The sequence below is a fragment of the Mesorhizobium sp. KR9-304 genome (assembly GCF_040049215.1).
Taxonomy (GTDB): Bacteria; Pseudomonadota; Alphaproteobacteria; order Rhizobiales; family Rhizobiaceae; genus Mesorhizobium_K.
The window spans coordinates 684,432-701,500 of record NZ_JBDZDN010000002.1 but is presented as its reverse complement, the minus strand read 5'-3'; the positions used below and the strand labels follow the sequence as shown (position 1 = coordinate 701,500).

Genomic DNA, 17,069 nt, shown 5'->3' with positions numbered 1-17,069 from the left:
CTGTTCTCGCCTCCGCGAGGCGGACGGAGAAGGATTGACGATGTGGCGACGATTAAGCGCGTGGAAAGATCGGAGGTGACAGCAGACCTCATTCCACCCCTTGAACCCAGGCCTTGGCTGCGCACATAGTCCCCGCCAAATCATCGGAAAACAGCATGGCCAGACCGGCAATATCAGTCGAATCGCTGACCCAGGAAGAGGCCGCCGCCGAGCTTGCGCGGCTGGCGGAGGAAATCGCCGGACATGACCGCCGTTACCATGCCGAGGATGCGCCGACCGTCTCCGATGCCGAATACGATGCGCTGAAGCTGCGCAACGCGGCGATCGAGGCGCGTTTTCCCAAGCTGATGCGCGACGATTCCCCTTCGCGCGCCATCGGCGCCGCGCCCTCCGGCGCCTTCGCGCAGGTCCGGCATTCACGGCCCATGCTATCCCTCGACAACGTCTTCACCGATGACGACGTGGTCGATTTCGTCGCCAGCGTCAGGCGGTTCCTCAGCCTCGCGCCCGAAGCAGAGCTGGTCTTCACCGCCGAGCCCAAGATCGACGGCCTGTCGATGTCGCTGCGTTATGAAAACAGGCGGCTGGTGACGGCGGCGACGCGCGGTGACGGAACCACCGGCGAGAACGTCACCGCCAACATCCGGACGATCGGCGAGATCCCGCAGCAACTGCCGAAGGACGCGCCTGACATCGTCGAGGTGCGGGGCGAGGTCTATATGCGCCGCGACGACTTCTTCGACCTGCAGAAGCGCATGGCCGAGACCGGCCAGACCTTCGCCAACCCGCGCAATTCGGCTGCCGGCAGCCTGAGGCAGAAGAACCCGGAAGTGACGAAGTCGCGTCCGCTCAAATTTTTCGCCTATGCTTGGGGCGAGGCCAGCGAGCCGTTGGGAACGACGCAATACGACGTCGTGCAGCGTCTCGGCGACTGGGGCTTCCGCATCAACGACAGGATGGTCCGCTGCGGGTCGACCGAGGAACTGCTCCGGCGCTACCACGAGATCGAGGCCGAGCGGGCCGAACTGCCCTACGACATAGACGGCGTCGTCTACAAGGTCGACCGGCTCGACCTGCAGGAGCGGCTCGGCTTCCGCTCGCGCAGCCCGCGCTGGGCGACCGCGCACAAATTCGCCGCCGAGAAGGCGATCACCGTGCTCAAAGCCATCGACATCCAGGTCGGCCGCACCGGCGCGATGACGCCGGTGGCGCGGCTGGAGCCGGTGACGGTGGGCGGCGTCGTCGTCGTCAATGCGACGCTGCACAACGAGGACTACATCAAGGGCATCGGCAACAGCGGTCAGCCGATCCGCGAGGGGCGCGACATCCGCGTCGGCGACACGGTGATCGTGCAGCGCGCCGGCGACGTCATCCCGCAAATCCTGGACATTCTGCCGGAGAAGCGTCCCCCCAATTCCGCGCCCTACGTCTTCCCCGATCGCTGCCCCGTCTGCGGCAGCCACGCCGTGCGCGAGGAAGGCGAGGCGGTGCGCCGCTGCACCGGCGGGCTCATCTGTTCGGCGCAGGCCGTCGAGCGCATCCGGCATTTCGTCTCCCGCAACGCCTTCGACATTGAGGGCCTGGGCGAAAAGCAGATCGAGTTCTTCTTCAACAGCGACAAGGCCGCGCTGAAGATTGCCGCGCCGGCCGACATCTTCACGCTGAGACGCCGCCAGGAAGCGTTGCCCGCAACGCTTGATGGCTCGCTCGAACGGCTCGAGAACATCGACGGCTTCGGCGCGGTCTCGGTGAAGAAGCTCTTCGACGCCATCGATATCCGCCGCGAGGTGGCGCTGTCGCGTTTCGTCTATGCGCTCGGCATCCGCCATATCGGCGAGACGAACGCCAAGCGGCTGGCGCGGCATTTCCTGAGCTTCGAGGCGCTGCGCAAGGCCGCGGAGGCGGCGAAAATGCCGGAAGGCAAGGGCGATCCCGGCAACGCCGAATGGCAGGAGATCGTCGGCGTCAACGGCATCGGGGGCATCGTCGCGGAGGCGCTCGTCGATTTCTTCGCCGAAGCGCACAACCGCGAGGCTGTGGACGCGCTGCTTGCCGCCGGCGTCACGCCGCTCGACGAGGAACCGGTCGCCGCCGTATCCTCGCCCGTCGCCGGCAAGACCATCGTGTTCACCGGATCGCTGGAAAAGATGTCGCGCGATGAGGCCAAGGCAATGGCCGAGCGGCTGGGCGCCAAGGTCGCGGGTTCTGTGTCGAAGAAGACCGACCTCGTGGTGGCCGGTCCCGGCGCCGGCTCGAAGCTCAAGCAGGCCACCGAATTCGGCGTCGAGGTCATCGATGAGGACCAATGGTTCGAGCGCATCGGCCACAATGCCTGAGGACCGGCTCAGCCGTGCTCCTGCTTGGCGAAACCGATCGACGCGCCGAAACCTCTTTCGGGTGGCAGCACCAGTCTCTCGCCGACCGCCGCAAGGCCCCTGCCGGCGAAGGCTTCGAGCGAGGCGCAGTCGATGGTGAAGCCGGCGAGGTGAGGGCCGTCCTGCGGATGCGGCGGCGCAACGCCGAAAGCCGCACGGAAACTCGCCGCATCGGCGAGCACGACAGTCCCTCTTGGTGTCCGGAAAGCGATGCGCCCTGGCGCTTCAACGGTGCCTGCGCCACCGATGAAGGCGCGCAGATGGTCGCTGAGGCCGAAAACTCCGTCGCCGGAAATCCAGACATCGCGGATGGCCCGCGCCGTGTTGGCGTGTTCCTGGTATTGCGGCTGCGCGAAATATTCCGGGGCATGGTGCTGGCAGGCGAAATGGCCAAGCCACGGGGCCGCCGGCGTCGAGGTGTAGGCAAGCGAAAAGCCTATCCTGCGCTCCTCGCCGTCAGGCATCTTCGCCATGCGCGAGAAGTCGAGCGGCTCGTAGGTCCGGAGCCCCGCCTCCCGCCATTTGGCGATCTCGGCGGAGGCGCTATTGGTGCCGAGCGCCAGCATCGAGAAACCCTCGTGCCGCGCCAGATAGTCCCGGTTGAAGGCCGAGAACGAGAACTGCCCCGGGCGAGGCTCGACGACATCCTCCGGCCTGGTGACCGCGAGCAATTCAAGATAGCCGCCATGAAGCTGGATCGCCGTGTTGCCCGTGCCGAACGGATGCTGCGCGCGCGGCGTCAGCGTGAAGCCAAGGCCGCCATAGACGTCGCGCATCGAGTCGAGGCCGTTGCCGGCAAGCACGAGATGGTCGATACCCTTCATCCGTTTCTCCACGCCATGTCCTGTCGGCATCGCATCACAAGCTTTGATCGTTGGCTCAAGCGAATTCATCGGACTCGACAGGCCTGCCTACCTATATCTCCGTGCTCAACCGGAACACTACCCATGTCAGCCGAGGTGATCTCCGAAAGCACGAGCGCGGCGGAATTCTGGGCAGGCGTGCGCGTGGGGTTCCCCGTCACCGTGGCCTCGGCGCCGTTCGCGGTGTTGTTCGGGGCGCTGGCGGTCGAGAACGGCTTTACTGTCGCGGAAGCGACGCTGATGAGCGCGGCGGTCTATGGCGGCGCAAGCCAGATGGTCGGCATCGAGTTGTTCGGCCAGAGCATAGCGCCTTGGCTGGTGGTGCTTTCGATCTTCGCGGTGAACTTCCGCCACGTCCTTTATTCCGCGGTACTCGGCCGCCGCGTCGGCCACTGGCCGATCCTCCAGCAGGCGGTCGGCTTTTTCGTGCTGACCGACCCCCAATATGCCGAGGCCGAGCGCAAGGGGGAGGCCGGCGAGACGGTTTCCTTCGCCTGGTACATGGGCATGGGTGCGATCATCTACGTGCCCTGGGTCATCGAGAGCGGGCTCGGCGCCTTCTTTGGCAGCCTCATTCCGGATCCGCATGCCATCGGCATGGATTTCCTGCTGCCGATCTATTTCATCGGCCTGGTGATGGGCTTCCGCACGCGCGCCTACTGGTTGCCTGTCGTGGCGATCAGCGCGGCGGTCTCGATCGTCGCCTTCAATGTCGTGGGGTCACCCTGGCACGTGTCGATAGGCGCGGCCGCGGGCATCCTGTTCGCCGCCGCCCTGCCTGTCCGGCCGGGTAAGCTGGAGGTCGGGCCCGGGGCTCAGGAGGGCGCCGACCTATGAGCGCCACGCTCTGGATCATTCTTTGCGGGGCGGTCGCGACCTACCTGACCCGCATCGGCGGGCATCTCGTGCTGTCGCGATTCGACCGTATCCATCCAAGGGTCGAAGCGGGGCTGAACGCCGTGCCTGCGGCCGTGCTCACGACACTGGTCGCTCCGACAGCGATGACGGCGGGCCCGGCCGAATGGGCCGCGCTCATCGTCGCAGTGCTGATGTCGCTGCGCTTCGGCATGCTGGCGCTGTTTCTGGTCTCGGCCGCCGTTCTCATCGCCGGACGGCAGATCTTCGGCTGAGCGTCAGTCCTTGTCGTCGCGCGGCAGCGGCGCGGTCGCCTTCTCCAGCCAGGCAAGCACCTCGCCGCCGACCATCGGCCCGATCTCGCGCATCACCCGCGCGTGGTACTCGTCGAGCCAGTGCAACTCGTCGCGGGTGAGCAGGCTGGTTCTCAGCAACCGCTTGTCGAACGGCGCGAGCGTCAGCGTCTCGAAACCGTGCATGGCGATGTCGCCGTCGGGTAGTTCTTCCGTCGGGGTGACGAGGATCAGGTTCTCCAGCCTTATGCCGTAGCTGCCCGGTTTGTAGTAGCCGGGCTCATTGGAGAGGATCATGCCGGCAAGCAGCTTTTCCGTGCCGGTCTTGGCCAGCCGCTGCGGCCCTTCATGCACCGACAGATAGGAGCCGACGCCGTGGCCGGTTCCGTGCGCATAGTCCAGGCCAGCCTTCCAGAGCGCCAGCCGCGCGACGGCGTCGAGCTCCGAGCCCCGCACGCCGGCCGGAAAGCGCAGCATCGAGATCTGGAACATTCCCTTGAGCACCAGCGTATAGCGGGTGCGCATCTCGTCGGTCGGCTTGCCGATCGGTACAGTGCGGGTGATGTCGGTGGTGCCGTCCTGATACTGGCCGCCGGAATCGAGCAGGAAAAGCTCGCCGTCCTTCAGCGGCCGGTTGGTAGCAGTGGACACGCGGTAGTGCATGATCGCGCCGTTGGGGCCGGCGCCGGCGATCGTGGCGAAGGAGACTTCGCGAAGCGGCATCTGCGTTTCCTCGCCGGTCGCGCGGCGCATCTGCTCGAGCTTGGTCACCAGGGCGATCTCATCGAGCGTGTCCGGCGCCTGGCCGTCGAGCCAGCAGAGCAGTTTGGCCACCGCCGCGCCGTCGCGGCGATGGGCCGCGCGCGCGCCGGCGATCTCGGCGCTGTTCTTGGTGGCGCGGGGAATGCGGGCCGGGTCGGCCGCGCTGACGACCACGCCGCCATGCTCGGCGACCAGCGTACGCAGCCTGTCGGCCGCCAGCACCGGATCAAGCGCGATCCTGGCGCCGTTCTTTGCCAGCGCGGTGATCTCGGACTCCAGCGCCGATGGTGGGCGCAAATCGGCGAGCTGCGTCAGATAGGCTTCGGTCTTCATCGGCAGCTTGCGCTTGTCCATGAAGAGAAGATGCGGTCCTTCGGCGGCGAGCACGGCGAAGCCGAGCGCAAGCGGCGTGTGGGGCACGTCGGCGCCGCGGATGTTGAAGGCCCAGGCAATCGAGGACGGGTCGGTCAGCACCGCATGCGTCGCGCCGTCCTTGGCGATTGCCGCGGCGAGCCGGGAAAGCTTGTCCCGGGCAAGCTCTCCGGCGAATGCGATCGGATGGATCTCGACCGGTGCAAGCGGCGGCGAAGGCCGGTCGGTCCAGAGCCCGTCAACCGGGTTGGCGGTCAAGGGAACAAGGTCCGCCCCGGATTTTTCAGCAGCCTTGCTCAGCGCCTTGACGTCGCCGATCGTATGCAGCCAGGGGTCGTAGGCGAGCCTGACGCCTTTGCCGAGATTGGCCTCGATCCATTTCGGCGGCGGATTGTCGATCAGGCTCTCGACCGCGAAGGTTTCGGGGTCGGTCTGATCGCGCACCTGCAGCGTGTAGCGGCCGTCGACGAAGATGACGGCGCGGCTGGCGAGCACGATCGCCACGCCGGCAGAGCCGGAGAATCCGGTCAGCCACTTAAGGCGTTCCGAACCGGGCGGAACATATTCGCCCTGGTGCTCGTCCGCGCGCGGCACGATGAAGCCATCGAGGCCGTTTGCCGCGAGCCATTGGCGAAGCTTTGCAACACGTTCGGGGCCGAGCGTCGGGTCGCTCACCTCGTCAAAATCCTGAAACATACGGTTCGGCTTTCGCATCAAAACTGGCCCGGAACCTATCTGTCCCGCGATGCCGTTGCAACGCGATCCGCTTGTGCCAAAACCCGCGGCGCATGCGCGAGGCGGATGGCAGGCATGCATTGTTGGACCTGTTCACCGGGCGGCGAAGCACTTAGCTTTGGGGTTGTGGAGGAGTTGCGATTTCTTTCCGAAAGGGAGAACGACTGTGGCTGCCACCAAGAGCGGATTTTTCCGCACCATCCTCGATACGTTCGTCGAAGCCCGTCAGCGCGAAGCCGACCGTTATGTAAGCGGCGTGCTCCTTTCGCTCGATGACGAGACGCTCCGCACCTACGGATACAGCCGGTCCGAATTGAGCAAGCATCCGAAAAGGTCATTCCTGTAACCGCTTTCAGCGTTTCAGATGGATGGTCACCCAGCCGTCGCGCCATAGGGTGCGGACGTGCCGGAAGCCCTGCCCGGCATAGGCGGCGACAACGGCGTTGCGCTGCCGCTCCAATATCCCCGACAGGATCAGCGAGCCGCCGAGCCTGACCGAGCGCGCCATGTCCGGCGCAAGCCGCATCAGCGGCCTCGCAAGGATGTTGGCCACGATGAGGTCGAACGGCGCACGTTTGCGGAAAACCGGGTCGTGGAAGCCCGCGGCCGTTCGCATCTCGATGTAGCGGGATACTTCGTTCAGCCGGGCATTGGCCGCGGCGACCTTGGTTGCCACCGGGTCGATGTCCGTCGCGAGCACAGGGATATGCGCGAGCTTTGCCAGCGCTATGGCAAGCACGGCGCTGCCCGTGCCGAGGTCGAGCGCATTCCTCGGCTGCTCCCGGCGCACAACCATCTCGATCATTTCGAGGCATCCGGAGGTGGTGCCGTGATGGCCGGTGCCGAAGGCGAGGCCCGCCTCGATCTCGATGGCGAGGTCGCCGGGCCGGCGCCTGTCGCGGTCGTGCGAGCCGTGGACGAGGAAGCGGCCGGCGCGGACGGGCTGGAGCCCCTCGAGCGACTTGGCGACCCAGTCGATGTCCGGAACGACTTCGCGGTCGATCGAAGCCGCGATACCGATCCGGTCCATGACCGCCCGCAGGCGATGTTCGACTTCGTCGACCCCGCCATCCGCGTATAGCGAGACATCCTTGATGCCTTTCGCCTCGTCGAGGTCGAAGACGGAGAGCGGCAGGCCGTCCTCCTCGAAAGCCGCTTCAAGCGCCGGAAACAGGCGATCGGCGCCGGCTGAATCGACCGCGACGTGGAGGCGCGTCTGAGGCATATCAGCCTTCGCCGGCCAGGCGCTTCAGCTTGGCCAGCGCGGAGTCCGGATTTTCGCCGTAGGCGATGGTGCCGGCGAACGCGCCGTCGGCGTCGAGCAGGATGACGGAGGCCGTGTGGTCCATGGTGTAGTCGCCGCCCTCAAGATCGACCTTGCGCCAGTAGATGCCGAACGCCTTGGCCATGGCATGGACCTTGTCCGGCTCGCCGGTGATGCCGGTGATGCGGTCCGAAACATTGCCCACATAGCTGTCCATGAGTTCGGCCGTGTCACGCTCGGGATCGATGGAGACGAAATAGGCGCGCAGATCCTTGCCTTCGTCGCCGAGCTTCTTCAGCCAACCGTCGAGTTCGAACAGCGTCGTCGGGCAGACTTCGGGGCAGTGGGTGAAGCCGAAGAACACCGCGCTCGGATGACCCCGGAAGGCGGCTTCGGTGATCGGCGCGCCCTTCTGGTCGACCAGTTCGAACGGCGCCCCATAGGGCTCGCCGCCGCTGGTCTGGCGATACCACTCGAAGGCCAGGAAGCCGATGCCAGCCGTCATCAGGACGAGGATGCCGACGAGAACGCTGCGCATCATGCTGGAAATCCGATCGGTTTGGGCGTTAGAAGCACCAGGCCAGCCCGGCCTCGACCGTGGCCATGAAGATGCCGGCGCCCTTGTCGATCCAGGAAGCGAAGGCCAAGCCCGTCGCCACGGCGAGCAAGGCCGCGCCGAGCGCGATCTTCGCGACGGTGGAAACCGGCAGTGGCGAAACCTGCTTCATGCGCCAGATATAGCCGTTCGGGGGCGGACAAAAAAGAGCCATGATGCCGCGTGCCCGCGCCAAGCCTTGCAAGACAGCGGCAAAAAACCCAAGTGAAGCCCGACCATTTCAGGAGATTTCGATGCGGCACATGATTTTCACCGGCCTTGCGGCGCTGGCGCTGACCGCGGCTCTGCCGGCGCACGCCCAGCAGGTGGGCGAGGTCGGGGTCGACTGGCTCGGCAACGACATCATCGTGGAGGCGGTGAAGGACCCGAAGGTCGAGGGCGTGACCTGCCATGTCTCCTATTTCGACCGCGGCGTGATCGACCGGCTGCAGAAGGGCAACTGGTTCGAGAACCCGTCCGACACCGCGATCTCCTGCCGCCAGACCGGGCCGATCAAGGTCGGCGACATCGACCTCGACGAGGAGGGCGAGGAGATATTCAACCAGGGCATCAGCCTGATCTGGAAGCAGCAGGTGGTGAACCGCATCTACGACCAGGCCAACGACACGCTGATCTATCTCGCGCATTCGCGGCAGGTGCAGGACGGCTCGGCCAAGATGTCGATGACGACCGTTCCGCTCTACGGCCAGGATGCCGTCTGGACGAACGGCAAGCCGCAATAGTCCGGCTTGCCGCGTGCCCGGCGCCGGCGTAAATCCGCAGGCATGGAACCATCCGAAGACCTGCGCTTCAAGGATCCGGAGCCGCGCATCCACGCGACGGCCGCGCTGAAAGGCTGCCAGCTCGGACGCTACGCCGCGATCGGCGAGCGCGTCGTGCTGCGCGAGGTGAATGTCGGCGATTTCACCTATTTCGAGCGCAACGCCGAGGCGATCTACACGACCATCGGCAAGTTCTGCTCGATCGCGGCCAATACGCGCATCAATGCGCTGGAGCACCCGATCGAGCGCATCACGCAGCACAAGGTCAGCTACCGGCCGAACGAATATTTCCGCTGGCTGGGCGTCGACGGCGACTTCAAGGCGCGGCGGCAGCACAAGAGGGTGCGCATCGGCCACGACGTCTGGATCGGCCACGGCGCCGTCGTCCTGCCAGGCGTATCGATCGGCAACGGCGCGGTGATCGGCGCCAACGCCGTCGTGACGCATAACATTGACGCCTACGAGATCATGGCGGGCGCGCCGGCGCGGCGGCTGAGGCAACGCTTTGCGCCTGAGATCTCCGAGCGCATCGAGGCGCTCGCCTGGTGGGACTGGCCGGTCGCCAAGCTCGCCGACGCCGTTCCCGACATGCAGGCGCTGCCGATCGAGGAATTTCTGGAGCGCTGGTCGGGCGACTGAAAGCACTCAGCCGCCCTTCATGAATTCCGCGAAGGCCTGGCCGTAGGCCGGGTGCCAGCGCGACAAAGCCGGGCGGTTCTCGATGATGTCGCCGATGGCCCAGGCCATGCGGCGCTCGTCGGTGTGGCGCGCGGTCTCGTTGTCGGGGCACAGGATGTAGAAATCGCCGCGGACGAGCGATTCCAGCATGAAGTCGACGACCTGCTCGCCCGTCCAGGCGGCGGGCGCCTTGGTCGTGCCGCCTCCGCTCATGCCCGTGAAGGTGAAGCCGGGGATCAGCAGATGCGCCGAGATTTTCGCGCCTGGCTCGTTGCGCAGCGCATGCGCGAGGCCTTCGGTGTAGGTCTTCAGGGCCGATTTGGAGACGTTGTAGGCGAGGTTGCCGGGCGGCGTGGTGATGCCCTGCTTGGAGCCGGTGTTGACGATCATCGCTGGCGTTTCCTGCTTGAGCATGCGCCCGCCAAAGGCCTGGACGCCGTGCACCACGCCCCAGAAGTTGACGTCGATCAGTTTTTTCCAGGCGTCGAGGTTCTCCCACGGCTTGCCCGGATTGTTGCCGACGCCGGCATTGTTCATCAGGAACGAGACCTCGCCGAATTTTTCGAAGGCCTTGTCGGCGAGCGCGGCGAGATTTTCGGGCGCGGCGACATCGCAAGCGACGGCAAGGGCCTTGCCTTCGCCGCCGGCCGCCTCGGCCGTGGCAAGCGCGGCCGCATCGAGTGCGCTGCCGGCGCGATCGGCGATCACGACATTCATGCCTGCTGCGGCGAGGCGTTTGGCAGCGGCCAGGCCGATGCCGCTAGCGCCTCCCGTGATGACGGCCGTGCGGCCGGGGGCAAGGGCTGGCAGGTTGGTGATCTCGGCAGTCATGGCGTTTCTCCTCGGCTGGGTCGGTTTCCTGATGGCATGGGACATAGGGAGTAGGGAATAGGGAGTAGGGAATAGGGAGTAGGGGTGCGCGCCGGCGATCCTCCCCTGCGAAGCGGGGAGGGGGACCATGCTCCGCATGGTGGAGGGGGCGCCCCCTTCCGTCGCTTCGCAGGGGAGGATCGAGGGCGCGTCATGACGTGTCGGGAGGCCGCAAAGCGTAGATGGCGAGCGCGTGGGCGTGGGCGAGGATCTCGTCGACCTCGCGGATGCGGCGGGGAGCGGTTCTTCCTTGGGCGCCTGCGGCGTCGCGGTAGGCGGAGGGATCGTAGCGCGTCAGACGTCCGCCGGGCGGGCGGCCGGGGCGCAGCGGCGCGGTGCGGCGGCCGGGGGTGGATTCTTTCCGAGTGGCGTCGTGGTTTTGATTTTGCGTGCCTGCGGCATCGCGGTTTTGGTTTTGCGCGCCTGCGGCGTCGCGGGCAGCCTTCCAGCGCGCGAAGCGTTTTGCCTGTCCCGGCAAATCGTCAAGCGCGGCGGCGAGAGCGGCGAGGCGCAAGGCAAGCCGCGAGGCGTCGATCGGGTCGTCGGGAGAGGGCGGCGGCGGCAGGCGGTGGGGCGTGGCGAGGCCGGGCAGAAGGATGCGCGGGGCGGCGTGCGCGGGGACCGTGCGGCGATGGGCGCGCGACGGACGTTTCAGGGGATCGAGGAGCGGCAGGCTCGGGGTGCGCGGGCCGCCCCCTCCACCACCTTCGGTGGTCCCCCTCCCCCGTGAATGGGGGAGGATCGCGGCGGCCGCGTGGTCGGCGGGCGACATCACGATGGCGATGCCGAAGCGGCGGAGCTGTGGCTCCACGGTCGCGGGCCTGGCCTCGCGTTTGCGCGGCGGCGGCAGGGTCACCGCCAGGCCGCGCGCGGCCGCGATGATCAGCCGCCGCGCAGCGGCTTCCGCCGGCCGCAGGAGGCGCAGGATGGCGAGGCGGAGATGGCGGGGCAGGGTGAAGCTGGACTTCACCTCCCCCTTGAGGGGAGGTCGACGCGAAGCGTCGGGTGGGGGTTGCGACGCCTCAGTTACCCCCACCCGGCGGTCTGACGACCGCCGACCTCCCCTCAAGGGGGAGGTGAAGGCGGCTCCGCCGGCGAGCCCGGCCATGCCGATGAGGCCCGCCAGGATGCGCCTCAGCGCCTCGAGATTGTGGTTGATCGCCACCGTTCCGTCCATCGCCGCCTCCTTTCAAGGCGACCGCATTGTCACTGGGGTGGAGAGCGCCGTGGATAAAGATTCTTTGCCGACCGCGCGGGAGCGCGCTATTGGACCTTTCCCGGCGCTTTTCTGTCCACGCGAAAGGCGCCCGAATACGGAGACGCCCGTGGCGGACTGGCTGAAAATCCTCGACGACGAAATCCGCGCCGGCAACAAGATGCGCAAGCTCGTGCCCAAGGTGCTGTCCGATCCCGATATCTCGCTCGACCAGGTGACGGCGCTGTTTTCGGAACTGGAGAAGCAGGCGCAGTTCGTCGAGAAGCTGAAGACCGTGCTCGAAGGGATGGGCCACGACTTCCCTGTGGTGGACAAGGCCCGCGCGCTGGAATCGCGCTACGCCGACCTCGCGGCGGCGGCAGCGGTCAAGCTGAAGGAGATGCGGCAATAGGGCGGGAAACGGTCCCGAAGGCGCGGCCCTACGCCCCGCGCCCCGCCGACACCATCTGCACCTTCGGCATTTTGGACATCGAGGGCACCACGACGATCTGCTTGACCTTGCCCTGCTTGAAGGCCTTCAGGAAACGCGGATAGTCCTTGAAGGCGACGCAGCCATGCGATTCCTCGCGGCCGCCGCGCAGCAGGTAGGAATGCGCCAGGATGCCGTCGCGGCCATGCATCTTGCCGCCGCCGACGGGGGTCATGCGGACCGCCTCGACCCCGTGGAAACGCTTTTCGCGCATCGACAGCCTGTAGGTGTTGGGCGGCGTCGGGCCGTTCATCTTCACATGCACGTAGCGCGGATTGTCGGCCATCTTGCCGATGCCGGAATGCGCCTCGAGCTTGGTGCCGTCGGGCATGTGGACCACGGCGGCCGAAATATCGTAGATCGCGACGCCGTTGCCGGCCTTCGGCGTGTTGAACAGATTCTTGAACGCTCCGACTGCCGGCTTGTCGGGCCGCGCATAGGCCAGCGCCTGCTCAGGCTCACGCCTTTCGGTCCTGGCTGGCTTGCGGGCGGGGGCGGCGGGCTCATCCGCCACTTTCGCCGGTTCGCGCGCAGGCCTGACGTCGGGCTTGGCGTCGAGCTTGGCCGGCTTGGCATCGGGCTTTGCCGGCGGCAGGTCGACGGCTTCCGGCATCTGGTCTTCGCTGGTCACCGGCTCGTCCTCGCCCATGGCGTACGGATCGACGGCAAGCGAGGCCAGCGCCAGCTGGACCGGATTGTTCCAGTCCGATTCCACCGCGGCGTAGGCGATCTGGACACCTTCGAGGCCGGGCGAGGCCGGGGCGACGTCCGCCGCGGCCTGTGTCGGTTGGGGAGCGGGAAGCGCGCTGACCGCCGGCTGGTAGAAACGCTCGGCGATGGGCGCGGCGAAAGCGAACTCGGCCGATCGCTCCGTGTCCAAAATGGCCATGCCGGCGCGCTCGAAGGCGGCGACCAGCTTCTCGCGCGACAGTTTTGCTTCGGCGACTACCTTGCCGAACGGGTCGGCCGGCGGCTGAACGGCTGGAGCTGCTTTCGGTTTCGGCCGCGTCGTCGAGAGGGTGGCGAGGCTTGCCGATTTTTGCGCCGGCGCGACAAGCAACGCGTGGGCGCTCTGCCCGGGCCGGGGCGATTCACGGGCCTGAGAGGGCGTCGGCAGGCCGGCCTGGACGAAGCTGCCGGCGGAGGCGCGCTCGGTCGCCGCCGAATGCAGGCTGGCCAGCGCCGCTACCGACCAGGACGCGAAAAATACCGCCACGCAGGGAAGCGCGACCCAGCGGACGGCGCCGAAAACCTCGCGCGAAAGACTGACTGTACCGCTGCCGGAATCGCTGTCCCCGATCCCCTTACTCACAAACGCCATACGCACTCTCAACCAATCCTGCAGCGCACGTTCCCACTCGCCGCGCGCCGCGACACGTTCCGACGCAGCCGGCGGCTGCGCCCGTTCCTGTTGCCGATCGATCAAAAGGATGGCGAAAGATGGTTAACCAACCTTTTCCCTGTCCCCGATATGCCGGCCTGATGGCCGTCCAAATGCATTTTTCGCGACGAAAATCGCGAGAGAAGCCTGGCTCGGAGCAATTCCAGCCAATCGGGGAGATAATGAGACGGAATCAAGGCGAGCTTGGGAAAGGCCGGTTCAGCTTCGGAAAACCGCCGGATCGGCAGCGGCTCAAGCGGCTCTCACGAACCCGTCCAGCACCTTCTTCTGGCCGGCCTTGTCGAAATCGATGGTGAGCTTGTTGCCCTCGACGGCGGAGACGTTGCCGTTGCCGAATTTCTGGTGGAAGACGCGGTCGCCGATGGCGAAGGGGGAGGGCGTGTCGGAGACGGATTTGGCCACCAGCTCGCCCTCGATGGTGCGCGACTTGACCGAGGTGCGGCCGGCGCCGTAGCCCGAATCGGTCTCGCCGTAGCCGATGCGCTCGACGGCATGGCCGGAGCGCGTGCCCCAGTTGCGGTCGGTCGCCTCGGTGCGGTTTTGCTGGGCGCGCGCCCATCCTGGAGTCGCATAGGTGTTGGAGAAGGCGCCGCCGCCCTTGTCGGCATCGGCGCCGACATTGTCGAAGCGCGACGCGCCGTAAGGGTTGCGGCGGCCCGCGCCCTGGCCCCCCTGGCCGCCGCGCCCGGATGCGAAAGAACCGCCGCCATAAGGATTGCCGTAGCCGCCGTAGGAATTGCCTGTTTCCGCGACCTCGACATGCGCCTCCGGCAATTCGTCGAGGAAGCGCGACGGGATCGTCGATTGCCAGAGGCCATGGATGCGGCGGTTGGAGACGAACCAGATGTGCAGGTGCTTTTTCGCGCGGGTCAGCCCGACATAGGCGAGCCGGCGCTCTTCCTCCAACCCGGAGCGGCCGCCTTCGTCGAGCGAGCGCTGATGCGGGAAGAGGCCTTCCTCCCAGCCGGGCAGGAAGACGGTCTCAAACTCCAGCCCCTTGGCCGAGTGCAGCGTCATGATGTTGACGGCGTCGAGCTCGGCGTTCTGCTCGGAGTCCATGACCAGCGCGACATGCTCGAGGAAGGAGCGCAGCGACTCGTATTCCTCCATGGAGCGGATGAGCTCCTTCAGGTTCTCGAGCCGGCCCGGTGCCTCCGCCGAGCGGTCGTTTTTCCACATGTCGGTGTAGCCGCTCTCCTCGAGAATGGTCTCGGCAAGCTCGGTGTGCGGCGTGGTTTCCAGCGCTGCCTGCCAGCGGGCAAAATTGGCGGCGACTTCGCGCAGTGCCGCGCGCGGCTTGGGCTTCAGCTCGTCGCTTTCGGCAAGCTGCGCGGCGGCGGCCAGCATCGGAATGCCCAGCGCGCGCGCCGTATCGTGGATCTGGCGGATGGTGGCTTCGCCGAGGCCGCGCTTGGGCACATTGACGATGCGCTCGAAGGCGAGGTCGTCGGCCCCTTGCGCGACGACGCGGAAGAAGGCCAGCGCATCGCGGATCTCAAGACGTTCGTAGAAGCGCGGGCCGCCGATGACGCGGTAGTTCAGCCCGATCTCGATGAAGCGGTCCTCGAAGGAGCGCGTCTGGAAAGACGCGCGCACCAGGATCGCCATGTCGTTGAGGTTGTGGCCGCGCCGTTGCGCCTGCTCGATCTCCTCGCCGACGGCACGCGCCTCCTCATCCGAATCCCAGGCGGAGTGTACGTTGACCTTGGCGTCCTCGGGGTCGTTGCGTTCGGTGAACAGCGTCTTGCCGAAGCGCCCCTCATTGTGTGCGATGAGATGCGAGGCTGCGCCGAGGATATGGGCGGTCGAGCGGTAGTTGCGCTCCAGGCGGATGATGGTGGCGCCCGGAAAATCCTTGTCGAAGCGCAGGATGTTGTCGACCTCCGCCCCGCGCCAGCCATAGATCGACTGGTCGTCGTCGCCGACGCAGCAAATATTTATTTGCTGCTCTTTGTTTTCGCTCACGGGCCGTATCGCCGCCTGCGGCGGCTGGCCCTCCGCGGGGGCGGCCTGGCCGGCCGACGCCCGGTCGGGCTTGCGGCCTTCGGCCGAAGGGAGACCACTTGGCCCAGCCTTCGATTGCGGCCTTTGCGAAAGCAGCCTCAGCCACAGATATTGCGCGGTGTTGGTGTCCTGGTATTCGTCGACGAGGATGTATCTGAAGCGGCGGTGATAGTCTTTCAGCACATCAGGGTTTTCGCGGAAGATGCGGATCGGATGGCACAAAAGGTCGCCGAAGTCGCAGGCGTTCAGCGTCTTCAGCCGCTCCTGGTAGGCCTTGTAGAGCTCACGGCCCTTGCCGTTGCCGAAGCTTCGCGCGTCGCCTTCCGGGATGTCCGCCGGGCCGAGCCCCTTGTTCTTCCAGCCGTCGATCATCATGGCGAACTGGCGCGCCGGCCAGCGCTTGTCGTCGAGGTTCTCGGCCTGGATCAACTGCTTGAGCAGGCGAACGACGTCGTCGGTGTCGAGGATGGTGAAGTCGCTCCTCAGCCCGGCGAGTTCGGCATGGCGGCGGAGCAGCTTGACGCCGATCGAATGGAAGGTGCCGAGCCAGGGAATGCCCTCGGCATTGCCTTCGCCGATCAGCGCCCCAATCCTGAGCTTCATTTCTCGCGCGGCCTTGTTGGTGAAGGTGACGGCGAGGATCTGCGAGGGGTAGGCGAGTCCGAGGCTGAGGATGTGGGCGATGCGGGTGGTCAAGACGCGCGTCTTGCCGGTGCCGGCGCCGGCAAGCACGAGCACGGGACCTTCGGTCGTCTCGACGGCGAGGCGCTGCTCGGGGTTGAGGCCCTTCAGGTAGTCGGCCGGCTGGTTGTGCCCCTGCCGCGCAGCCATGGCGCGCGCGGCGATACCGGAGCCGCCGGCCCGCGGCGCTTCGCCCGGGCGCGGTGCGCCCGCGCGAGGGGCCGGCTCCTCGTCGAAAAAAGGCATGTCGTCGGGAAAGTCCACCATTTGTTCCGAATGTAGTGATTCGGGCTGGAAAGACCAGCGGCGTCGCCGTTTTGTTCCGCTGGCGTTATCCACCGGTTTCAGCGGGTAAATGTGACCGAATTGACGCTTGCCGCCACGTCCTACTTGGTCACCGACCTGTTCGGTAGCCTCATCCGTTTCATGGAAGCGGGTTGGTCATCCCCTGGTCGCCAGCGAACAAAGAAATTAGTCCGTAGATCAACGCCAGAGCCGAAGCAGCAAGTAGCATATAGGACCAGCGTCGGGCCGAAATGTAGAAGAGCTTGTGGCTTCGCCGCAGCGTAAACTCGCGTCCCGTTTTCTTGTCTATGACGACCCGTCCCCGGCTCTTCTGCTCAAGATACAGGGCAACGAGATAGCAGCCGATCGCTGCGCCGAGACAAACAAAGAAATAGGAGAATTGCTCTGGGAGACTGAACACAAATCGCGAGGAGAGATCGTAGGTCGTATAACCCACGATGGTTCCGAAAATCGCCGCGAGCGCAATCAACAGTCCTTGGCCCGTCCAAATAACGAACATTCGCGCAGCCCATGCCTATTCAATGGAACTTCAGTCGAGCATCCCAAC

Annotated in this window: 17 protein-coding genes; 7 read left to right on the top strand and 10 right to left on the bottom strand. The window is 66.1% G+C overall.

The window, feature by feature from the left end; translation table 11 throughout:
* Positions 1-155: 155 nt before the first annotated feature.
* The gene (ligA, locus tag ABLE71_RS15720) at positions 156-2,336 is read left to right on the top strand and encodes an NAD-dependent DNA ligase LigA (RefSeq protein ID WP_348784369.1); all 2,181 of its coding nucleotides are present in this window, start codon (positions 156-158) and stop codon (positions 2,334-2,336) included.
* An 8-nt stretch (positions 2,337-2,344) separates the two neighbouring features.
* Here ligA and ABLE71_RS15715 read toward each other — a convergent pair whose 3' ends face one another.
* A complete protein-coding gene (locus tag ABLE71_RS15715) occupies positions 2,345-3,199 on the bottom strand; it encodes a VOC family protein (protein WP_348784368.1) in 855 nt (284 codons plus the stop codon).
* A 123-nt stretch (positions 3,200-3,322) separates the two neighbouring features.
* On the opposite strand from ABLE71_RS15715, the gene ABLE71_RS15710 reads away from it, so the two are divergent.
* Both ABLE71_RS15710 and ABLE71_RS15705 read left to right on the top strand, forming a co-directional pair.
* Positions 3,323-4,075 (top strand): AzlC family ABC transporter permease, encoded by a 753-nt coding sequence (locus tag ABLE71_RS15710; protein ID WP_348784367.1) that lies wholly within the window; start codon positions 3,323-3,325, stop codon positions 4,073-4,075.
* On the top strand, positions 4,072-4,368 hold the full coding sequence (locus ABLE71_RS15705; protein ID WP_348784366.1) for an AzlD family protein: 297 nt from the start codon (positions 4,072-4,074) through the stop codon (positions 4,366-4,368). Before ABLE71_RS15710 ends, ABLE71_RS15705 begins: the two co-directional genes overlap by 4 nt.
* 3 nt (positions 4,369-4,371) lie before the next feature.
* On the opposite strand, the gene ABLE71_RS15700 is transcribed toward ABLE71_RS15705, so the two are convergent.
* Positions 4,372-6,216 carry an aminopeptidase P family protein gene (locus ABLE71_RS15700; protein WP_348784365.1) on the bottom strand — a complete coding sequence of 615 codons (1,845 nt, stop codon included), beginning with the start codon at positions 6,214-6,216 and terminating at the stop codon, positions 4,372-4,374.
* Between the two features lie 205 nt (positions 6,217-6,421).
* Between ABLE71_RS15700 and ABLE71_RS15695 the strand changes: the two genes are divergently transcribed.
* Positions 6,422-6,601, top strand: coding sequence for a hypothetical protein (locus ABLE71_RS15695; protein WP_348784364.1), 180 nt, complete (start codon positions 6,422-6,424; stop codon positions 6,599-6,601).
* Between the two features lie 6 nt (positions 6,602-6,607).
* Here the strand turns inward: ABLE71_RS15695 and ABLE71_RS15690 are convergent, their stop codons facing one another.
* The 3 genes from ABLE71_RS15690 to ABLE71_RS15680 are packed head-to-tail and all read right to left on the bottom strand — an operon-like array spanning position 6,608 to position 8,289.
* The gene (locus tag ABLE71_RS15690) at positions 6,608-7,480 is read right to left on the bottom strand and encodes a 50S ribosomal protein L11 methyltransferase (protein ID WP_348784363.1); all 873 of its coding nucleotides are present in this window, start codon (positions 7,478-7,480) and stop codon (positions 6,608-6,610) included.
* A 1-nt stretch (position 7,481) separates the two neighbouring features.
* A complete protein-coding gene (locus ABLE71_RS15685) occupies positions 7,482-8,060 on the bottom strand; it encodes an SCO family protein (RefSeq protein WP_348784362.1) in 579 nt (192 codons plus the stop codon).
* A gap of 25 nt (positions 8,061-8,085) precedes the next feature.
* Entirely contained in the window at positions 8,086-8,289 is a 204-nt protein-coding gene (locus ABLE71_RS15680; RefSeq protein WP_348784361.1) for a hypothetical protein, read from the bottom strand.
* Positions 8,290-8,377: 88 nt separating this feature from the next.
* Here ABLE71_RS15680 and ABLE71_RS15675 point away from each other — a divergent pair, with 88 nt between their 5' ends.
* On the top strand, positions 8,378-8,857 hold the full coding sequence (locus tag ABLE71_RS15675; protein ID WP_348784502.1) for a CreA family protein: 480 nt from the start codon (positions 8,378-8,380) through the stop codon (positions 8,855-8,857).
* A gap of 42 nt (positions 8,858-8,899) precedes the next feature.
* Positions 8,900-9,535, top strand: coding sequence for a DapH/DapD/GlmU-related protein (locus ABLE71_RS15670; protein ID WP_348784360.1), 636 nt, complete (start codon positions 8,900-8,902; stop codon positions 9,533-9,535).
* A 6-nt stretch (positions 9,536-9,541) separates the two neighbouring features.
* On the opposite strand, the gene ABLE71_RS15665 is transcribed toward ABLE71_RS15670, so the two are convergent.
* Both ABLE71_RS15665 and ABLE71_RS15660 read right to left on the bottom strand, forming a co-directional pair.
* A complete protein-coding gene (locus ABLE71_RS15665; RefSeq protein ID WP_348784359.1) occupies positions 9,542-10,405 on the bottom strand; it encodes an SDR family NAD(P)-dependent oxidoreductase in 864 nt (287 codons plus the stop codon).
* 190 nt (positions 10,406-10,595) lie between these two features.
* Positions 10,596-11,621: a hypothetical protein gene (locus ABLE71_RS15660; RefSeq protein WP_348784358.1), complete on the bottom strand. Its 1,026-nt coding sequence runs from the start codon at positions 11,619-11,621 to the stop codon at positions 10,596-10,598.
* Positions 11,622-11,769: 148 nt separating this feature from the next.
* Between ABLE71_RS15660 and ABLE71_RS15655 the strand changes: the two genes are divergently transcribed.
* On the top strand, positions 11,770-12,051 hold the full coding sequence (locus tag ABLE71_RS15655; RefSeq protein WP_348784357.1) for a hypothetical protein: 282 nt from the start codon (positions 11,770-11,772) through the stop codon (positions 12,049-12,051).
* Between the two features lie 28 nt (positions 12,052-12,079).
* Here the strand turns inward: ABLE71_RS15655 and ABLE71_RS15650 are convergent, their stop codons facing one another.
* From ABLE71_RS15650 to ABLE71_RS15640, 3 genes are all read right to left on the bottom strand, one after another.
* On the bottom strand, positions 12,080-13,450 hold the full coding sequence (locus ABLE71_RS15650; RefSeq protein ID WP_348784356.1) for a tlde1 domain-containing protein: 1,371 nt from the start codon (positions 13,448-13,450) through the stop codon (positions 12,080-12,082).
* 312 nt (positions 13,451-13,762) lie between these two features.
* A complete protein-coding gene (locus ABLE71_RS15645; RefSeq protein ID WP_348784355.1) occupies positions 13,763-16,483 on the bottom strand; it encodes a UvrD-helicase domain-containing protein in 2,721 nt (906 codons plus the stop codon).
* 157 nt (positions 16,484-16,640) lie between these two features.
* The gene (locus ABLE71_RS15640; protein ID WP_348784354.1) at positions 16,641-17,021 is read right to left on the bottom strand and encodes a hypothetical protein; all 381 of its coding nucleotides are present in this window, start codon (positions 17,019-17,021) and stop codon (positions 16,641-16,643) included.
* Positions 17,022-17,069 lie beyond the last annotated feature (48 nt).